The sequence below is a fragment of the Phaeobacter gallaeciensis genome, from assembly GCF_001678945.1.
Lineage (GTDB): Bacteria > Pseudomonadota > Alphaproteobacteria > Rhodobacterales > Rhodobacteraceae > Phycobacter > Phycobacter gallaeciensis_A.
Genome location: NZ_CP015124.1, coordinates 1,627,538 through 1,647,159, shown reverse-complemented (window position 1 = coordinate 1,647,159; position 19,622 = coordinate 1,627,538). Strand labels below are relative to the sequence as shown.

At 59.9% G+C, this 19,622-nt stretch carries 15 protein-coding genes and 1 tRNA gene; 5 read left to right on the top strand and 11 right to left on the bottom strand.

Annotated elements, in window-relative coordinates; all coding sequences use genetic code 11:
• Positions 1-56 precede the first annotated feature (56 nt).
• Complete coding sequence (locus JL2886_RS07890) at positions 57-893, top strand: DUF6473 family protein (protein ID WP_065271507.1); 837 nt, start codon at positions 57-59, stop codon at positions 891-893.
• A gap of 154 nt (positions 894-1,047) precedes the next feature.
• Here JL2886_RS07890 and JL2886_RS07885 read toward each other — a convergent pair whose 3' ends face one another.
• The 6 genes from JL2886_RS07885 to JL2886_RS07860 form a co-directional block, all read right to left on the bottom strand.
• Entirely contained in the window at positions 1,048-1,977 is a 930-nt protein-coding gene (locus tag JL2886_RS07885) for an electron transfer flavoprotein subunit alpha/FixB family protein (protein WP_065271506.1), read from the bottom strand.
• Positions 1,977-2,735, bottom strand: a complete 759-nt coding sequence (locus JL2886_RS07880) for an electron transfer flavoprotein subunit beta/FixA family protein (protein WP_065271505.1) — start codon at positions 2,733-2,735, stop codon at positions 1,977-1,979. Before JL2886_RS07880 ends, JL2886_RS07885 begins: the two co-directional genes overlap by 1 nt.
• Positions 2,736-3,003: 268 nt before the next feature.
• Positions 3,004-3,576, bottom strand: a complete 573-nt coding sequence (locus tag JL2886_RS07875; protein ID WP_065271504.1) for a cob(I)yrinic acid a,c-diamide adenosyltransferase — start codon at positions 3,574-3,576, stop codon at positions 3,004-3,006.
• Positions 3,577-3,582: 6 nt separating this feature from the next.
• Entirely contained in the window at positions 3,583-3,786 is a 204-nt protein-coding gene (locus JL2886_RS07870; protein ID WP_065271503.1) for a twin transmembrane helix small protein, read from the bottom strand.
• Positions 3,787-3,857: 71 nt separating this feature from the next.
• Positions 3,858-4,688, bottom strand: coding sequence for an SDR family NAD(P)-dependent oxidoreductase (locus JL2886_RS07865; RefSeq protein ID WP_065271502.1), 831 nt, complete (start codon positions 4,686-4,688; stop codon positions 3,858-3,860).
• 45 nt (positions 4,689-4,733) lie between these two features.
• A complete protein-coding gene (locus tag JL2886_RS07860) occupies positions 4,734-5,534 on the bottom strand; it encodes an SH3 domain-containing protein (protein WP_065271501.1) in 801 nt (266 codons plus the stop codon).
• Between the two features lie 281 nt (positions 5,535-5,815).
• Here JL2886_RS07860 and JL2886_RS07855 point away from each other — a divergent pair, with 281 nt between their 5' ends.
• From JL2886_RS07855 to tuf, 3 genes are all read left to right on the top strand, one after another.
• The gene (locus JL2886_RS07855) at positions 5,816-8,164 is read left to right on the top strand and encodes a DNA topoisomerase IV subunit A (RefSeq protein WP_065271500.1); all 2,349 of its coding nucleotides are present in this window, start codon (positions 5,816-5,818) and stop codon (positions 8,162-8,164) included.
• A gap of 139 nt (positions 8,165-8,303) precedes the next feature.
• On the top strand, positions 8,304-8,858 hold the full coding sequence (locus JL2886_RS07850) for a hypothetical protein (protein WP_065271499.1): 555 nt from the start codon (positions 8,304-8,306) through the stop codon (positions 8,856-8,858).
• Between the two features lie 170 nt (positions 8,859-9,028).
• Positions 9,029-10,204: an elongation factor Tu gene (tuf, locus tag JL2886_RS07845; protein WP_065271478.1), complete on the top strand. Its 1,176-nt coding sequence runs from the start codon at positions 9,029-9,031 to the stop codon at positions 10,202-10,204.
• Positions 10,205-10,311: 107 nt separating this feature from the next.
• Here tuf and JL2886_RS07840 read toward each other — a convergent pair whose 3' ends face one another.
• Positions 10,312-11,016, bottom strand: coding sequence for a lysophospholipid acyltransferase family protein (locus JL2886_RS07840; protein ID WP_065271498.1), 705 nt, complete (start codon positions 11,014-11,016; stop codon positions 10,312-10,314).
• Positions 11,017-11,200: 184 nt separating this feature from the next.
• Here JL2886_RS07840 and JL2886_RS07835 point away from each other — a divergent pair.
• Positions 11,201-11,276: transfer RNA gene (locus JL2886_RS07835), tRNA-Trp, on the top strand.
• A gap of 203 nt (positions 11,277-11,479) precedes the next feature.
• Here JL2886_RS07835 and JL2886_RS07830 read toward each other — a convergent pair.
• The 4 genes from JL2886_RS07830 to JL2886_RS07815 all read right to left on the bottom strand — a co-directional run bounded on the left by JL2886_RS07830 (position 11,480) and on the right by JL2886_RS07815 (position 19,479).
• Positions 11,480-14,143: a methyl-accepting chemotaxis protein gene (locus tag JL2886_RS07830; protein ID WP_065271497.1), complete on the bottom strand. Its 2,664-nt coding sequence runs from the start codon at positions 14,141-14,143 to the stop codon at positions 11,480-11,482.
• Positions 14,144-14,235: 92 nt separating this feature from the next.
• Complete coding sequence (locus tag JL2886_RS07825) at positions 14,236-15,396, bottom strand: ABC transporter substrate-binding protein (RefSeq protein ID WP_065271496.1); 1,161 nt, start codon at positions 15,394-15,396, stop codon at positions 14,236-14,238.
• A gap of 647 nt (positions 15,397-16,043) precedes the next feature.
• Complete coding sequence (locus tag JL2886_RS19585; RefSeq protein ID WP_274840300.1) at positions 16,044-16,403, bottom strand: CopD family protein; 360 nt, start codon at positions 16,401-16,403, stop codon at positions 16,044-16,046.
• An 886-nt stretch (positions 16,404-17,289) separates the two neighbouring features.
• Positions 17,290-19,479: a tetratricopeptide repeat protein gene (locus JL2886_RS07815; protein WP_065271494.1), complete on the bottom strand. Its 2,190-nt coding sequence runs from the start codon at positions 19,477-19,479 to the stop codon at positions 17,290-17,292.
• Between the last annotated feature and the right edge of the window lie 143 nt (positions 19,480-19,622).

Genomic DNA, 19,622 nt, shown 5'->3' with positions numbered 1-19,622 from the left:
GAAATTTGCAAGTTTTCAGGCTCAAAGTGAGTATCGGGTGAAAAATTGGTGGGACTATGAGTTACGAACTCCAAAGCGTTTCGACGCTTTCGGGTGGAACATGTTGCTATGCAGGCTCAAGGCTGCAGGTACGTGGACCCGAACGCGACTTGAATGAACCTTATATCGCATTTCTGGGCGGAACAGAGGTGTTTGGTCGCTTTGTGGCTGAGCCGTTTCCCGCCGTCGCCGAATCCCTGCTGGATGTGCCATGCATCAACCTTGGTGGTGTGAACGCGGGGCTGGACAGTTTCATGAGCGATGACAGCCTTATGAGGGTGGCTAAGGAATCAGATATCGCTGTCTTCCAGCTTCTGGGCGCCCAGAACCTGTCGAATAAATATTACCGGGTGCATCCGCGCCGGAATGACCGGTTCCTGCAAGCCCGCCCTGAACTGAAGGCCCTTTTTCCGGAAGTGGATTTCACCGAGTTTCATTTCAACAAGCATCTCCTGACCGAGCTCAAAAACGTCTCTGAGGAGCGGTTTGAAACCCTCTGCCTGCATCTGCAATCTGTGTGGGTCAGTCGCATGGGTGATCTCATCACTGCGATGGACGGACGGTTGGTGCTGCTGTGGCTGCGCTATAATCTGGGTGGTGTGGGAATGTTCGGACGTGAACCGGTCCTGGTCGATCAGGCGATGGTCGATTCTCTGAGGCCCTTGGTCAAAGGGGTGGTAGAGCTCCCCGTTGCCACCGCAGGGCTGGCAAATGACGTGATGGGCATGGATATGGGGCCGCTCGACCTGCCGACAGCGCGCCATATGCTGGGGCCGAAGGAACACAACCGGATTGGATGCGCCACGGCTGAGAAGCTGCAGGGTATCCTGGGGCAGCGCAAAGCAGCGGGCTGACCCGCATGTGATAGCTGCCGGTCAGTAGGGTGGCCGACCTGCTGCCTGGTTTTCGAAGTATACAGAACGCAAAAGGCCCGCATCGGATGCGGGCCTTTTTCGATGACATGTGGCTCTGTGTGGCCCGGCGTGTGCCGGGCCGGAGCCAGGGCTTTTAGCCCAGTTTTTCGGTGAGTTCGGGGACGGCCTGGAACAGGTCTGCCACGAGGCCATAATCGGCAACCTGGAAGATCGGTGCCTCTTCGTCCTTGTTGATGGCGACGATGATCTTGGAGTCCTTCATGCCCGCCAGGTGCTGGATCGCGCCGGAGATGCCGACCGCGACATAGAGCTCGGGGGCGACGACCTTACCGGTCTGACCCACCTGCCAGTCGTTCGGAGCATAGCCGGAATCGACCGCAGCACGGGACGCACCAACCGCAGCGCCCAGCTTGTCCGCCAGACCTTCGATCAGTTTGAAGTCCTCTTCGGAGCCGACACCGCGACCACCGGAGACAACAACGCCAGCCGAGGTCAGCTCGGGGCGGTCGCTTTCGGCAACCTTGTCTTCGACCCATTCGGACAGGCCGGGGTTCTCGGCTGCGCCGGTGGTTTCAACAGCGGCAGAGCCGCCTTCGCCAGCTGCGTCGAAGGTCGAGGTCCGGAAGGAGATGACCTTCTTGGCGTCTTTCGACTTCACGGTTTGGATCGCGTTACCGGCGTAGATCGGACGCTCGAAAGTGTCGGCGTCGACAACAGCGGTCACATCCGAGATCACCATCACGTCCAGCAGCGCAGCAACGCGCGGCAGCACGTTCTTGGCGTCGGTGGTCGCAGGTGCCACGATGTGGCTGTAATCACCAGCCAGCGACACGATCAGCGCTGCAGTCGGCTCGGCCAGGCGGTGACCCAGCGAGGCGTCCTCGGCGACCAGCACCTTGGCCACGCCGTCGATCTTGGCAGCAGCGTCGCCTGCGGCAGCAGCCGATGCACCGGCACAAAGCACGGTCACATCACCCAGCGCCTTGGAGGCGGAGACAGCCTTGGCGGTGGCGTCCATCGCCAGTTCGCCATTGTTCACTTCAGCAAGGAGAAGAACAGCCATTACACAGCCCCCGCTTCTTTGAGTTTCGCAACCAGTTCGTCAACCGAACCGACCATGATGCCAGCCGAGCGGGCCTGCGGTTCGGTGGTGGAGACGATCTCAAGACGCGGGGAGACATCGACGCCGTAATCGGCAGCGGTTTTCTCGTCCAGCGGCTTTTTCTTGGCCTTCATGATGTTCGGCAGCGAGGCATAGCGCGGCTCGTTGAGGCGCAGGTCCACGGTGACGATGGCGGGCATCTTGACAGAGATGGTCTGCAGACCGCCGTCTACCTCGCGGGTGACCTTGGCGCTGTCGCCGTCGATGTCGACTTCGGAGGCAAAGGTGCCCTGCGACCAGCCCAGAAGCGCGGACAGCATCTGACCGGTGGCGTTCATGTCGTTGTCGATCGCCTGCTTGCCTGCGAGCACCAGACCGGGCTGCTCTTCCTCGACGACCTTGGCGAGGATCTTGGCCACGGCCAGAGGCTCGATATCGGTGTGCACGTCATCGGCGGCGACAACCAGGATGGCGCGGTCTGCGCCCATGGCCAGCGCGGTGCGCAGGGTTTCCTGTGCCTGTTTCACGCCGATCGAGACCGCAACGACCTCATCCGCCTTACCGGCTTCTTTCAGGCGAATGGCCTCTTCGACGGCGATTTCGTCAAAGGGGTTCATCGACATTTTGACGTTGGCGAGATCGACACCGCTTCCGTCCGCTTTGACGCGGACCTTCACGTTATAGTCAATCACGCGTTTGACAGGCACGAGTACCTTCATTTTGCGTTCTCTCCTTAACAAACGGCCTGCCGTGGGGACGGCGGGCCTCCATGCTCTCGCGCCGTTGATACCGGGTCAGTGGTGCGGGCAACAGTGAAAAATCGTCATGTTAGCGGCCCCGGACGTCGCGTCCGCGTGTTTGTCGCATCATTTTTGCAAGAATGTTTCGCAAGCGCCCCTGCCTGCCGCCACGGCAGATTTCCACTCCGGCGTTGTCGCCGGGGCATGTCTTGGGCCCCTGCGATTCGCAGAGGCGATGATCCGGGGGTCAGCGGTTGGCGCCCGGAACCCAGAGCACATCCAGATCGCCATTGTCATTGGCGGCGCGGGAGGCGACGAAAAACCAGTCGGACAGGCGGTTGAGATATTTGACCGCTGCCGGGTTCACGTCTTCTTCGGTGGCAAGCTCGGTCGCCAGGCGTTCCGCGCGGCGCGCCACGGTGCGGCAGACGTGCAGATGGGCAGCCAGTTTCGACCCGCCAGGCAAAACAAAACTGCGCAGCGGCGCCAGTTCCTTGTTCATCACATCGATCTCGGCTTCGAGCCGGTCGACCTGACTGGGCACCATGCGCAGCGGCGGGTATTCCGATTCGCCGTCCTTATCCATTTCCGGGCGGCAAAGGTCGGCCCCCAGATCGAAAAGGTCATTCTGGATGCGGGTAAGGGCGGCATCCATTTCACCTGAGGCCTCAAGACGGGCAACGCCGACAAAAGCGTTCAACTCGTCCGAGGTGCCATAGGCGGTGACCCGGGCCGAATGTTTGGCAACCCGGTCACCATTGCCCAGAGCCGTATCGCCCTTGTCACCGGTGCGGGTGTAAATCTTGTTCAGAACAACCATGATTTCTTATCCTCCCTGATTGCGCAGGTAGACATAGGCGGCCACCAGTACAACGGCAATGAACTGGAACAGTAGCCGGAGGCGCATCATCTTGTTGCCATACTTGTGGTTGAAGGCGCCGCCTTTACCAAAGCCACCAAGCCCGATCACCAAAACGATCACCACGGCCGCCATGGCCAGGATGGCCAGAATATAGAGCGGATCACCCATTGCTCTTGCTCCTTCGCATTTGCGTTGCCCCGGTCTATCGCCTGCATGGGCGGATGGCGACCGCGAATCCGCTATCTAAGCCGCGCCAGGATGCGGTCAATTGACCGGGTTGGCAAAATCCGGCGCAGGAAGCCCGCGATATGGGTCGGCGTGGTTACGTAATAGCGCGGGCGGGGGCGAGGCGACTCGCAGGCATGGATCAGTTTCGCCGTCACCGCCGAGGCTGGGAGTTCGAACCGGTCGGGGCCTTTGCTTTCGTAAAGCCGCTTTAGCAGGCTCTCCTCATAACGGGCGCGCAGGGGTGAGGCGCGCCAATCCACGTAGCGTTCGAAATGCGGGATAGAGTTTTCGCGAATCTTCGATGTCACCGGGCCGGGTTCGATCAGGATCACATGGATGTTGGTGTCCGTTAGTTCGATCCGGAGCGTATCCGTCAGCCCTTCGATGGCGTATTTGGTTGCCACATAGGCGCCTCGCCACGGGAAGGTCACCAGACCCAGAATGGACGAGTTCTGCACGATGCGCCCATGGCCCTGCGCCCGCATCACCGGCAGCACCTGACGTGTCAGCTCGTGCCAGCCGAAGAAATTGCTTTCGAAGATGTCACGCAACGCCTCAGTCGGCAGATCCTCGACTGCGCCGGGCAGCCCGTGTGCGCCGTTGTTGAACAGCACATCAAGGCCCCCGCCGGTTGCGGTCAGCACTTGCTTCAGTCCGTCCGTGATGGTGTCTGGCCGGGTGTAGTCGATCAGCGGACTGTCGAAGCCTTCATCGCGCATCCGGTCGCAGTCTTGCTGCTGGCGGCAGGAGGCAAAGACCCGCCAGCCACGATCCCGCATGCCGCGGGCCGCATCCAGTCCGATGCCCGAAGAACTGCCCGTAATCAGGATGGTTTTTTGCATATTGCCCCCATTGCATCTGCGCGGGGGATACCCGCGCCAGCGCAGTTATGGGGCCTTTTGACTGACCAGTGAAGCGGCGATCCAGCCAAAATGTTCATTGTCCGGGGTGCGCAGATGCAGCCAGCCGGTGCCGCTGTCCCCGATCACGATCACTTCGTCCCCGGCCAGCAGGCGGGTGATGATCGGATAGGCGGTGCCCGGCCCCTGCCGCATATTGACCCGCGCGGCCCGGATGCTGCGTTTGTCCGTTTTGGGGTCTTCCGTCAGCCCAGGGGCAAGCAAAGCCGTGCCTGTCGTCGGGGGGTGGTTGGTGGCGGCCGCCAGTGGCGCCTGAGTTGTGCCCAGACCTTGCAAGCCGAGTTGCATCCCGCCGCCAAGGCCCTCTTCAAGCGAGGCAAGTTGCATTCCCCCGGTGTCCAGCCCGGCGGAGATCACCCGCGCCGCAGAGGTCCGGGATGTAACGGATGGTGTGGTGCCCGGGGGGCTGGCGGTCTCGCGGGGGGAGGTGGCGCTGGACGCGGCTGTGCCATCCTTGGCAGCGGCGGTCTCGGTCTCTTGGGCGCCCTGATTGGGGGATAAATTGGGGGATAGGCTCTGCTGGCCAGCGGCACGTGCCTGCGCCAGGGCCTTATGTCGCTGATCAAGAGAGGTCCGGGTCACCAGAGAGCTTGCGGTGACGGTTATTTCATTGCGGGGTGTTGCGAGTTTGGCCGGGCTGTCTGTGGGGTCCGTGGCCGCGCTCTTTTCCACCACAGGCCGTTGCGGCGGCGTAAAATCCGCCCCGCCGCTGAGCTCATAGAACCCCCAGCCAAGGAAGGCAAAAGACGCCAGAACAAAGCGCGACATGGCGTGGTCCCCCGGAAAATAGCAATATTTAACGACAGCCCGAGGCAGATGCCCCTGCGGCATCGTTCGTGGGCGGTGGCGGCCGAATCCTGCTGTTCGACCCTGTGGCACTGACGCCAGAACATTAGGCTGTGCGGGTTTAAGCCTAGGTGAAAAAGGATCGTAAACACAGGGGAGAGTCCGATTTCTTCTCCCCCAAGTGGTGCCAAGGGGGAAAATCCGGGCCGGGGGAGGACAACGCGCCGCTTTACCGCGGCACATGGGGGCAGTATTACCACGGAATGAGTGACTTGGTAGAAGACCCCGACCTCCCCTCCGCGCCGCAGAACGGCGAAGTGCTGGAACCGCTGCGCCGCGCTATTGGCGAGCGTTACCTGACCTATGCGCTGAGCACGATCATGCACCGGGCGCTGCCCGATGCGCGTGACGGGCTGAAGCCGGTGCATCGGCGCATTCTTTATGCGATGAACCGGTTGCGGTTGAATTCGACTGGAGGCTTTCTGAAATCGGCGAAGATTTCCGGCGACACCATGGGGGATTTCCACCCCCACGGCGACGCGGCGATCTATGATGCGATGGCGCGTCTGGCGCAGGATTTCAACGTTCGCTACCCGCTTGTCGACGGTCAGGGCAACTTCGGCAATATCGATGGCGATAACCCGGCGGCCTCGCGCTATACCGAGGCGCGCATGACCTTTGTCGCCGAGGCGATGCTGGACGGTCTGAACGAGGATGCCGTCGATTTTCGCGACAACTACGATGGCCGCCTGACCGAACCGGCGGTTTTGCCGGCAACCTTCCCGAACATTCTGGCCAATGGCGCCAGCGGTATCGCTGTGGGCATGGCGACCAATATTCCGCCGCATAACATTGCCGAGCTGATCGACGCCTGTATCCACCTGATCAAGGCGCCCGGCGCCGATGATGATACCCTGTTGAAATACGTGCCGGGGCCAGATTTCCCGACTGGCGGGGTGATCGTCGAACCGCAGGAAAACATCGCAAAGGCTTATCGCACCGGGCGTGGCTCCTTCCGGCTGCGCGCCACCCATGAGGTCGAGGACCTTGGCCGGGGTCAGTGGCAGATCGTGGTCACGGAAATCCCCTATCAGGTTCAGAAATCCAAGCTGATCGAAAAAATCGCCGAGCTGATCCAGACCAAGAAGGTGCCGATTCTCGGCGATGTGCGCGATGAGAGCGCCGATGACATCCGCATCGTGCTGGAGCCGCGTTCCAAGAACGTCGACCCCGATGTGCTGATGGGCATGCTCTATCGCAACTCCGATCTGGAACTGCGCTTCTCGCTTAACATGAACGTGCTGATCGACGGGGTCACGCCCAAGGTCTGCTCGATGAAAGAGGTACTGCGCGCCTTTCTTGATCACCGCCGCGACGTGCTGCAGCGCCGCTCGCGCCACCGGATGGCCAAGATCGACCACCGGCTGGAGGTTCTGGACGGTTTCATCATCGCCTTCCTCAACCTCGATCGGGTGATCGACATCATCCGCTATGATGAGGACCCCAAGGCCGCTCTGATGCGGGAGGATTGGTCGAAGGATCACCCTCGTGCCTATGACGAGGCGGACTACAAAACACCCGGTGTAGGCACCGGAGAGCTGTCCGAGGTTCAGGCCGAGGCGATTCTCAACATGCGGCTGCGCTCTTTGCGCAAGCTGGAAGAGATCGAGCTGACCCGGGAACGCGATGCCCTGCGCGAGGAACGCGCCGGGCTGGTGGAATTGCTGGGGTCGGAAGAACTGCAGTGGACCCGGATTACCGAACAGCTGCGGGAAACCAAAAAGCAGTTCGGCAAGAACTACGAAGGCGGCGCCCGCCGCACCCGGTTTGCCGAGGCAGGCGAAGTCGAAGAAGTGCCGCTGGAGGCAATGATCGACCGCGAACCGATCACCGTTGTCTGTTCGCAGATGGGCTGGATCCGGGCCATGACCGGCCATATCGACCTGAACCGTGAATTGAAGTTCAAGGACGGCGACGGGCCGCGTTTCATCTTCCACGCGGAAACCACCGATCGGCTGCTGGTCTTTGGCAGCAACGGGCGATTCTATACGGTCAGCGCCGCAACGCTGCCCGGTGGCCGCGGCATGGGCGAGCCTCTGCGCCTGATGGTGGACCTGCCCAACGAGGTCGAAATCGTCGATATCCTGATCCACAACCCCGAAGGCAAGATCCTGGTCGCCTCTTCTGCGGGCAACGGGTTCATCTGCGCCGAAAAGGACATCGTGGCCCAGACGCGCGGCGGCAAGCAGGTGTTGAACGTCAAGGACGACGAACAGGCGCGAATCTGTGTGCCTGTCACCGGCGATCACGTGGCCGTGGTGTCGGAAAACGGCAAATTCCTGGTCTTCTCGGTCGAGGAAATGCCGGAACTGTCCCGCGGCAAGGGCGTGCGCCTGCAAAAGTACAATATGGCGCGCGGCAAGCAGGGCTCGCTGGAGTTGGATGGTGGCCTTAGCGATGTCACCACCTTCAACTGGGATGATGGCCTGACCTGGGAAATGGGCGGCGGCAAGACCCGCCATGAAACGGATCTCAGCCAATGGCTGGGTAAACGCGCCGGTGTCGGCAAGCGTCCGCCCTATGGCTTCCCACGGAATTATAAATTCAAGTGATGGTGCGGGGCGCGGAAAATCTGTGCCCCCTTTGCCACCTGCCGTCGGTGTTGCTGACGCGCGTCTTTACCGGCGCGCGCGGCTCTGCCTATCTGTGCGCGACCGGCCTCATACACCAGCTTCATACAAGGGAAATGGAATGACCCGACTTCTTGCCTTTCTGGGCCTTTTTGCGCTGCTTTCGGCCTGCACTGAAACGCTGCTGGACGAACCACCCGAGGATCTGGGTGCCTTCCGGGTGCGGGTTGCCCATGTTTATACTGAAAAAGCGCTGAAATGGCCGATGTCCCGCGCTGCGGAGCAATCGGAGTGGATCGAGCCGATGAAAACAGCGCTGGAAGCCCGCCTGCGCCGCTATGACGGGCCGCAGGAGTACGACGTTGCCGTGACCCTTGAGGGCTTCATGCTGGCGCCGCCGGGGGTGCCGGTGCTGTTCAATCCCAAAAGCGTCGCGGTTGTGAATGTCTTTGTCTACGACGTGGAAAAGGAAGAGTTCCTTGCCGACAAGCATCAGATGGAGATCTTCGAGGACACCACAGGCGAAAGCGCGATTGTCGGCTCGGGCCACAGCCGGACCAAGGAAGAACAGATCGCCGGATTGTCGCTGAATATCGCCGATGCGGTGGAAGAATGGATGGCCGAACAGCACAAGGAAAACGGCTGGTTCGATCTGCGGGCCGAGGCCGCCGAGTAAGGCATTGCCCCGCTCCGGGGTGCGAAACCACATCAATCCGGACGAAGTTTGCCAAATCCACGACTGTCAAGCAGGAACGGGTTGATTTTTGCGCGTAAACCAAATAATCGGCGCGCGCAGAGGAAACCGGGTCGCATAGGGACCCCACATTTCAAAAGGGCGCCAAGAGAATGGCTAAGGAAAAGTTTGAGCGTAATAAACCGCACGTCAACATCGGCACCGTTGGCCACGTTGACCACGGCAAAACCACGCTGACCGCAGCGATCACCAAATACTTCGGTGACTTCAAAGCCTACGACCAGATCGACGGCGCACCGGAAGAAAAAGCCCGCGGCATCACCATCTCGACCGCCCATGTGGAATACGAGACCGAGAACCGCCACTATGCACACGTCGACTGCCCCGGCCACGCTGACTATGTGAAAAACATGATCACCGGTGCGGCGCAGATGGACGGCGCGATCCTGGTTGTGAACGCAGCTGACGGCCCGATGCCCCAGACCCGCGAGCACATCCTGCTGGCGCGTCAGGTTGGCGTTCCGGCGCTGGTCGTGTTCATGAACAAGGTTGACCAGGTCGACGACGAAGAGCTGCTCGAGCTCGTCGAGATGGAAATCCGCGAACTGCTGTCTTCCTACGACTTCCCGGGCGACGATATCCCGATCATCGCAGGTTCCGCTCTGGCGGCGATGGAAGGCCGTGACCCGGAAATCGGCGAAAACAAAATCAAGGAACTGATGGCGGCTGTGGATGAGTACATCCCGACCCCCGAGCGTGCCGTTGACCTGCCGTTCCTGATGCCGATCGAAGACGTGTTCTCGATCTCCGGTCGTGGTACCGTTGTGACCGGCCGTGTTGAGCGTGGCGTGATCAACGTTGGCGACGAAATCGAAATCGTCGGCATCCACGACACCAAGAAAACCACCTGCACCGGTGTTGAGATGTTCCGCAAGCTGCTGGACCGCGGCGAAGCCGGCGACAACATCGGCGCGCTGCTGCGTGGCGTTGACCGTGACGGCGTTGAGCGTGGTCAGGTTCTGTGTAAGCCGGGCTCCGTGACCCCGCACACCAAATTCGAGGCAGAAGCATATATTCTGACCAAAGAAGAAGGTGGCCGTCACACCCCGTTCTTTGCGAACTACCGTCCGCAGTTCTACTTCCGGACCACCGACGTGACCGGCACCGTGACCCTGCCGGAAGGCACCGAGATGGTGATGCCGGGCGACAACCTGAAGTTCGAAGTTGAACTGATCGCCCCGATCGCTATGGAAGACGGTCTGCGTTTCGCCATCCGCGAAGGCGGCCGCACCGTCGGCGCTGGCGTTGTTTCCAAAATCATCGAGTAATCAGGTCTCCTGATTGCTGATGGAAAGGGCCTCCTTCGGGAGGCCCTTTTTCTATGTGCATGAAACTGAAACGGGCGAGGGTCGCCTGAGCGATGAAACAGCTGGAGTCAGGCGGACTTGATCGGATCAGGCGCACGTCCGGCGGCCTGGTCTGCCTTGTCGGTGATCTGGTCCAGCGACGTCTCAAGGCTTTGCCTTAGAGCCTCTGCTTCGTCGTCTGTCGGTTTCTTAGGAACGGTTTCCTGCCATTCCTGACAGATCAGTACACCGCGGGAAAACGGCAGCGGCAGCATCTGCTTGTCCCAGGTGGGCAGCTTCAGGACCTTCTTTTCCGCAAAGGCCACGGTGAAGACCCGGCAGCCGGTCATGCGGGCCCAGGTGATCGGCACGCCCGAGGAAATCCTGGCAGGGCCGCGCGGCCCGTCGGCCGCGATCCCGATGGAACAGCCTTCCTTGGTGCGGCGCAGCACCTCCCGCGACAGGGCAACGTGGCGCTTGTGGCTGGACATCGGGATTGTCTCGAAACCAAGCCGCACCAGGATTTGCCCGGCCAGCCGTCCGGCCCGCGCCGCCGAGGTCAGGGCGCAGATGCGCCCCAGAGAGGTGTCGAACAGGTAGGGCGCCATGATCAGCCGTTGATGCCACAGAACAAATATGACCGGCTCTCCGCGTTTGACGCAGGCGTCCATCTCCTCGAAGCCGCTGCGTTGCCAGCGCGAGGTGCGATAAGCGAATCGGACGTAGGCGGCGAACAGCCCCTCAATGGTGCGGTTGAAGCGCGGGCTGTCTGCGATGCGTTTTCTCAGGCTCACGGCAGGGTCCTTTTGGCTCTGTCATAAAGCAGCGGATGGCCCGCTGCCACCCCACAGGGCAGGACAAGGCCTGTATGCAGGCGTGACAGCAAAGGGAGAGGAAGAGGAGAGGGACTTTCCCCGCATTTCCGGCCATTTCCCTCTTGCCTCCTGCGCGGTGGTGGCTTAGGAACTGCCGCACCGTAGGGGTATAGCTCAGTTGGTAGAGCGACGGTCTCCAAAACCGTAGGTCGCGGGTTCGAACCCTGCTGCCCCTGCCATTCAAATCTCTCAAAAAATTCTGGGCATGACGAAGAGTGGACGCTTGGTCGCTCGTTTGAGAATTTTGCTCTTAGGGGCGTTTCCCATCGGTGTGGTTTCAGCCACCTACGCTTCTCCCCTCGGTTCTTACTCATAAGGGATTTCTTCCCGCGAAATGGAAACAGCCCCGGAGGGATCCGGGGCTGCTCGGGAGAAGCGTGTCTCAGGCGGACTGGGCCATGGGCCATTCGTCCGGAGGAACCTCTCGGAGTTCCAGGATATCACCGGCCACATGCGCTGAAGAAGACACCGTGAACCCGCCCATCAGCGTTGCCAGTTTTTCGGCATCGCTGCTGAGCAAGTGGCCCGCTGCGTTGGTTTGTTCGACCATGGCCGCGTTCTGCTGGGTGACCTGATCCAGTTGGGACACCGCGATGTTGGCTTCGGACAGTCCGGTCGCCTGTTCGCTGGTGCCGTCCGCAATATTGCCAACGAGGCTGGAGATATACGAGACCCGGTCGACAATGCTCCTGAGAGCTTGCCCGGCCTGGTCAACCAGTTTGACCCCAAGCCCGACCTGTTCGGTGCTTTTGGTAATCAAAACCTTGATCTCATGGGCCGCATCGGCGGTCCGCTGGGACAGGCTGCGGACCTCAGATGCAACCACTGCGAAGCCCTTGCCGGCATCACCCGCGCGTGCAGCTTCGACCCCCGCGTTCAGCGCCAGCAGGTTGGTTTGGAAGGCGATATCGTCGATCACGCCGATGATCTGGGCAATCTGGTCAGAGCTATCCGCGATATCTTTCATCGCCTTGACTGTGTTTTCCACGACTTCACCGCTGTCGGTTGCCTCTCTCCGGGCATCCTGCGTTGTCGTGGCTGCATCCCGTGCGCCATCGGCGGCAGAGCGGACGCTGGCCGTTAATTCCTCAAGCGCGGCTGCGGTTTCTTCCAGGGTTGCAGCCTGGCTTTCCGTACGGTGCGAGAGATCGTCCGAGGCCTGGCTGATTTCGCTGGACCCATTGCGGATCGATTCCGCTACGGCGACCACATCCACCACCGTTAGGTTGAGCGTCTCGGCGGTTCTGTTGAAATCTTCCTTAAGCTGGGCATAGCCATCGGTCAGTTCCTCTTCGATCCGATAGGTCAGATCACCACGCGACAGATTCGCAAGCCCGGTGCCCACCGCGTTCACGGCTGCGGTCTGTTGGGCCTGGTTCGCCGCGCGCTCTTCCGCTGCAACGCGTTCGATTTCCTCTTTCTCGACCAATCCATCCCGGAACACTTTCAGCGCCCCGGCGATGCGGGCGATTTCGTCGCTGGCGCGGTCGAAACCCGTAACCGGGCTCATATCGCCCTGCGACAGCCGTTCGGTTGTCAGGCTGATCCGGTTGAGGGGACGCACGATCAACAGGTGATTGAGCACGAGCACGCAGGACACGAAGGCCGCGCCCATCCAGGCGAGAGTCACCAGGTTGCTTTTCACCTCAGTCGAATCCTCGGCGATATTGACCGCCCGATCCGTGATCGCGTCTTGGCTGGCGCGGCCCCTCAGCGAGGCGAGACCGGCAATTTCCAGCACCGCCTTGGCAGTGTCATCTGCCGCCTGAACCGCAGTGCCATCGGCAAGCAGTGACTGAATGCGGAAATGGGCGAGGCCAGTGTCGGGCGCGGCCATCGCGGCAAGACCGTCCAGCCCAGCAGCAAGGATGCCGTCGCCGAAGTCCCGGTATCCGGCCAGAGCCGTGGCGGCTCCGGACAACGCCTTCTGGCTGGCCTTCGCCTGCTCGACGGTGGCAGAGGTCGCGATCTTCAGGGCTTCGATCTGGAAGGCGCCCAGTTTGGCGTTGATTTCCAGCAGCGTGTTCATGAAGGCGACCTCGTTGTCCAGAAGGCTCTGGATGGTGTCGCGGTTGTTGGTGCTGGCATCCTCGGCGGCGATGGTCAGCTCAAAGACCATGTCATCCACAGCAGAGGCTAGGGCGACGTCAGCGGACTGGCGCGCTTCTAGCACTGCGTCGCGCTCGACCTGCCGAAAGGTGCCTGCGGCAGCGATTGCTGTGTTCAGCGTACTCAGGACGCTATCGAGCTCTTCCACGACGGAGAGGCCATTTTCCGATCCCTTGAGAACCTCTATCGATCCGGTGAGCCGGTCGTTCGAGGACACCGCGATATCCCGGATGATCGACACCATGGCGCTGTCCCGGGTCGTGGTTAGGGCCAGGGCTGCGCCGGACATCAGGTTGATTTCGGCACGAATTTCCAACAGGGACTGAAGCGTGGCAAACTTGTTCTCGACCAGGTCGAACATGGTCTCTTCGATCGAGGAGATCGTGTCTTCGCCATTGATCGAGATATCGAAATAGGCATTGTCTGCCGTCTCAAGCAAAACCACCTGCAGCTCGGCGGCGATGTTTTGCAATTCCTTGGTCATAGTGGCAAAGCGTTCGGAGTATTCAAAAACATTCTCGCGGGCCTCAATGGAAGTCAGCAGGGTGCCTTCGACCTGGCTGCGGGCGGTCTCGAATTCTTCCTGGGCCTCTGGCGGCAGGGCTGTGATCGAGGTCTGCAGGCCGCTCAGAGATGTCTCGACCTCGGAGGCCGCCGACGAAAGGGCAGCGATGTTTTGCGCGATCATCACACCGATCATGGCGTCTTTGGTTTTGGACGCGGCCGCAATCAGCCCGTTGCTTTGCGCCAGCGTCGGCAAATCGTCGGAGGTCATTTCCGCGACGCTGGCCGAAACACGGTCGAACGACTGATAGATAAGATATCCTGCGCCCCCGGTCACGACTGTGAAGGTCAGCAGGATGAACGTGATTTTGCCCCGAATACTCGACAGCACGTTCAGACGGCGTAAGAGGGTGGATCCCAGTTCCCGGATCATGATGACACCTTTGCGATGAAACTTTGGTCTGCGCCTGCCCGCGTATCGGGCAGGCGCCTATCTTGCGCGGTCAGAGGTCGCGCGTTTGGAGATCAGGATCCGCCGCCCGGAACGACAGGTGCAAAACCACCATCCGCGGTGATCCGGGTCAGAAAGACGTCATCCATGCCCTGGTTGTCGTTGGCGCCAAAGACCATCTTGGCGCCGCCAAGGTCCACCGTGGACAGGCCAGACAGCGCCGCCAGGAAGCTTTCGCGGGTCAGGTCCTTGCCCGCATCCTCCAGCGCCTTGATGGCGAGACGACCGACGATGTAACCTTCGAGCGATACGAAGCCCGGCTTGGCTGCGGCGTCATAGGCTTTCAAGGCTTCGGTGTATTGTGCCACGACCGGAATGGAGCTGTCCCACGGGAAGGGGACGACCTGGCTGATGATGACGCCTTCGCCTTCATCGCCCAGCTCCTGTGCCAGGGCTTCGGATCCCACAAAGGAGATGTTCACGAAGGTCGCGTCGAGCTTCAGTTTGCGCGAGAGCTTGATGAATTCCGCCACGGGTTTGTAAGCGCCAACCATGACGACCGCGTCCGGCTTTGCCTTGCGGATGGTAAGCAGGGCCTTTTTGACGGCGGTGGTGTTGCGCGTATAGGTGCCTTCCGCAGCAAGCGTCATGCCACGCTTTTCAAGGGCGGCGGTCACGCCCGCGAGGCCAACCCGGCCAAATCCATCGTCCTGATAGAGCAGTGCGATGGATTTCATTCCCTGCTGGTCGACGAGGTATTCAATCCATGCTTCGGTTTCGGTGGCATAGGTCGCGCGCACGTTGAAGATGTTGCCGTGGCTTGCATCGCGCAGGAAGCCGGCGCCGGTGAAAGGACCAATAAATGGTACATTTGCCGCGGTCGCGATCGGTTGGGTCGCAGAAGCCGTCGGGGTGCCGACAGCGCCGATCAGCCCGATGTGGTCGTTTGCATCCACTACCGATTTGACCAGCGCCGCGGAGCGATCGGGTTCATAGCCGTCATCCATACTGTCCAGTGTCAGGGTCCGGCCATGCACGCCTCCTGCGGCGTTTGCCTCTTCGAACGCAGCGCTAATCCCCAGGCGCATACCTTGGCCAAGAGCGGCCGCCGGACCTTCAAAGGCCGCGACCTGGGCAAAAGAGACATTGTTCGCGGTTACCCCCTGATCTGCCTGCGCAATAAATGGAAAGGCTGCAAAAGTGGCGGCTGCAAGCATTGTTTTTCTGAGTGACATTTGGGAACTCCGTTATTTCTGGTGAGGGTTCTCGGTAATTAATGCGCTCGGGACTCTTAATGCTTTCGCAAAGGCGTGAAGTTTGAGGTGAGAAAATTATATTACAATTTTAATCATCTTTGAGGCGGGCGTTCGTGCGGATATCCCGTTTAAAGTGTGCTGTGAGTGTTTTTTAAGGCGCTGAATTTAAGGAAAAAAAGTCTAATAGGGTTCTTTGGTGTCGTGGGGCGAACTAGTGTTTGTTTCCCAGTAGATCAGAGTGCGATTGATTTTGGGCTCACCGTATTCGATCGCCTGTCTGATCTATTCGGCAAAGCCTTCTGTTCGTGTAAAGCAAAAAGTGTTTCGCGGGCGAGCAGGTAACTTTCCACTTTTATTTAGGTCTTTGAGTACACCTACTGGCCGTTTCTAAATCTTTTCCGAACCAAGTGGGGGCAAATAGGGTAGGCTCAATAACGTGGATTCACAATTTCGTGTAATGTTTTTTTGAAGGCCGATTCCTACATACAGATTTTGGATCACGTTTTTGAGAGCCCCTACATCGCGAGGCGAAACATCGGGGGCTTTCGATAGGTTTCAGCACAAAAGAGATCCTGTACGGGGCTGAGGTTGCGGGGCAACAGAATCAGTTGCTTCCCTGCATGACCTTATCCCGGCAGGCTGAGGCTATTGGTCAGATAGGCTGATGCAGTCAGAATGAGGAGGATCACAAAAGCCTCTACGATGCTTGAGCAGGGCAGATGGTGCACCGCGTTGCGATCGCCGCGCTGCATGGCCGGAATGAAATGCAATTTGTTTGCTGCTGCGGGGGGCGAACGACCTGCGACCAGGGCCTGCTTGCAAACAAGCGCCAAGCCATAGGGGGTGGAGAAAAGGGCGGCCAGACCTCCCAGCAGGAGCCAGGCCATGATGTGGCCAGCCAGGATCAGGCCGGGCACAACGAGCCTCGCAGTCTGCCCGAACCGGTGGCTAAGCTGTGCTGAGGTTTCGAAAGATCCGGAGACCACGTCGGGTGCCACAGCGGCGCAAGAATGCCGACCCAGAATGCGGCGCGGGTCAGTTGCAGGACCAACAGCGGACGCAACCAGATCTACCCAATCTCCGGCACATGGCCAATTTGGGCCAGGGACCACAAGGTCATTGTGCCGCCGCCCAGTTAAACCCAGGGCTCAATGCGGGGTATGAGGGCACCTGCTAGCAGGGGGCGATGCCGCCAGAGATCCGGTAGATCAGTGCATTACCCACAGGCGTCTGCCACAACAACCGGACCATTTCCGGGTCGGTCATTCCGGCATGTCACCCGTCAGGGCTACTCCACACAGGGAAAAGCAAGAAAGCGCGCCCATAAGGCCAAGGCAGGCCAGCAGGGCGGTTTGGCGCGTTTTTAAAACGTGGTCAGGCGTTCGACGGGCGCTCCGGATTGTTGGGGGAGTGATGGGGTTTTCTATGGGAGGGGCTGTCAGGCCTCATCCCATTTTGATCGTTTCGAGCGTCGCGCCGTGGTCGTAGGACGGTAGTACAACGGCATGACAGGAGAACGGGAAGCGTGGATCAAGCGCGGTGTCTCCTGAGGCCGGTTCCTAAGTCGTTGGGAGTGTGGATGGCTGAGGCATGGTCTGCCTCAGCGGGGTGGGTGGCAGATGGTGTGTGCCCGTAGCAATGCCTGCCCGGACAGCTCGCCATGTGCGTATGCATAGTGCCCTTCTACTCAGCAGTAAGACCGCAACTTGCAGTGCTGAAAGCATGGACATGCGGACACATGAGAATTCGTTGCGGCTGCGCGCAACATCGCAGGTGCTGGGCCGAAGCGCAGCGTGGATCGGCAGCACTACAAAGGCCGCAGTGGATAACCTCTGCGGCCTATTGAAACTCTAGCAGGTTCCGGATGGCTTATCAGGCCGCTGCACTGGCCCGCGCTTCGCTCGACAAGGTTTTGTGTTGCCGGTGGCTTGGGATGTCGACATGTGCCGGGGGCAGTCCCTGCAAGTGACGGTCAAAGATCATGTTGAAACCTTGCTCCAGATCACGGGCAAAGCTGTCCGTGTCAAAGAGAGGCGATTTCCGACGTTTGCTCATCAGCTTGCCGCGCAGCGCGACCAGGGCTTCCGTATCATTGGCCAGGGTCAGAGCTTTTTCTTCGTACTCGGCTTCGTCCTTGGCGATGAGCTCCGGCAATCCGACTGCATTGACCAAGCTGGCTCCGACGCGGGCGGCGAATTGGCGTCCGGGCATAGTCAGCACCGGCAACCCAGCCCATAGCGCATCGCTCGCGGTGGTGTGGGCGTTGACGGCAAATGTGTCGAGGAACAGGTCTGCGGCGCGATGTCGGGCCAAGTGTTCGGCGTGCGGCATGCGGGGGGCAAAGATCAACCGGTCCGGATCGACCCCGCGTGCCTGTGCTTCGCGGCGCAGGTTTTGCTTCGAGGTTTCCCCACTGTCCAGTAGCCACAGGACGCTGCCCTCTGACTGATTTAGCAGCCGCATCCAGATCTCGAATTCCCGGGGTGTGATTTTGTAGCTGTTGTTGAAACAGCAGAAGACGGTGCCAGTGTCAGGAAGTCCGCACTCACGCCGGGTGTACTGTTTGCCGGAAATCTCGCGATCCTGATCGTTCACCTGATAGCTGTTCGGCATCCGGATCAGATGCTCTTCGAAGAAACGCTCGCTGCCGGGGGGGCAGGTAATTGCATCACCAATGAAGTAGTCAAATGCGGTGGTCCCCATGGTGCCGGGATAGCCAAGATAGGACACATGAAGCGGTGCGAGGCGGTTGCCGAACAGCTCGGTTCGGGTGTCTCCGGTGAAGCCTTTCAGGTCAACTGCAATATCCAGTCCATCTGACTGGACAATATCCAGGAGTTGGCTGTCCGGTAGGCCCGCGACATTGCGGAATTGCGCAACATTACGGGCCACGCGCTCCTGTTCACTGTCGGCAGGGGCGGCGCCATAGGAATAGACGCTGATATGGAACTGGGTGCTGTCATGACGTGAGAACAAGCCGCCCATGAGGTGCATGGTCGCGTGACTGTGAAAATCGGAGGAGAAATAGCCAATACGCAGCTTTTGGGGGCGTTGTGCAACTCGCGCCGGTGTCGCTGCAGGCCGACTACCAAACCGCTCGTTAGCATAGGCCTGGGTGCGCAGGCGCAACAAATCCGGGTTGTCCTCAAGGGTCATCATAATGAAGGGTGTGCAAGAGGTTCCCTGCAATCCTAGATGACGCCGATGTTCGTTGTATTCAGTGACCCAGTTCCAGTCGTTCAGTTGTGCCATCATGTGCAGTTTCTGGACGCGGGCACGGTCGTTCCCGGGGTTTGTTTGCAACACGGCCTCGAAATTGCGGATGGCCTCATGCTGATTGCCCGCAGCCAATTCCATTTGACCCAGATTGAAGCGTGCTTCGGTCAAATCGGGGTTCAGCGTGGCGGCTTTTTCGAACAGGGTCTTGGCCTTGGCCAGATCCCCGAGGCGGCGCAGAGTGTTGGCGTGGTTGTAGATCAGGCTCGGATTATTCGGGGCCAGTGAGGAAGCACGTTCAAGCAGTTGCGCGGCTTCACCTTGCTGCCCCTGGCCTGCCAGCAGATTGGCCAGATTGTTCAAGGCGACAATGTGATCGGAATCGAGCGACAGGGCTTTTTTGTAGAGGGCAATCGCATCACTCGTGCGGCCCATTCTCGCGCAGACGTCGCCCATTGCCGAATAGGTGCCCGGCGCACGCGGATTCAGCTCGCACGCCTTGTTGAGGCAGGTAGCGGCTTCATCCAGATTGCCGGAGTGGAGGTGGCATTGACCCAGTGTATCCCAAAGAAAGTGAGACTTGCGGTAAGTATTCAGGAGGGTCGCACAGACAGAGGCCGTTTGTGGGTAGTGACCTGCTGCGAAACTGGCCGACAGTTTTTCTTTTGCGTCGGTCGGGAGTTCCTGTTCATGCTGCATCCGCTGCTGCAGGGCTTCCAGAGCCTTGCGTGCCCGCGCATTTTTGGGAAACCGGTTCAGAATATCGGTGTAGACGAGCGCTGCGTCATCCAGCTTTGCGTCGCGTTCAAGGCGCTGAGCCTCGTTCATAGAAGTTGCGATGGTCATGGCATCCTGTCTCAATTGCACGCTATGGTCAGCCTCTGCACCTTCTGGTGGCTTACGGGGCGTTGGTCCCGACCATGAAGGAAGAGCATTAATATCGGATTGATCTTGTTCGCGACCGCAGCAGGTAAAAGAGACGCAGCCGA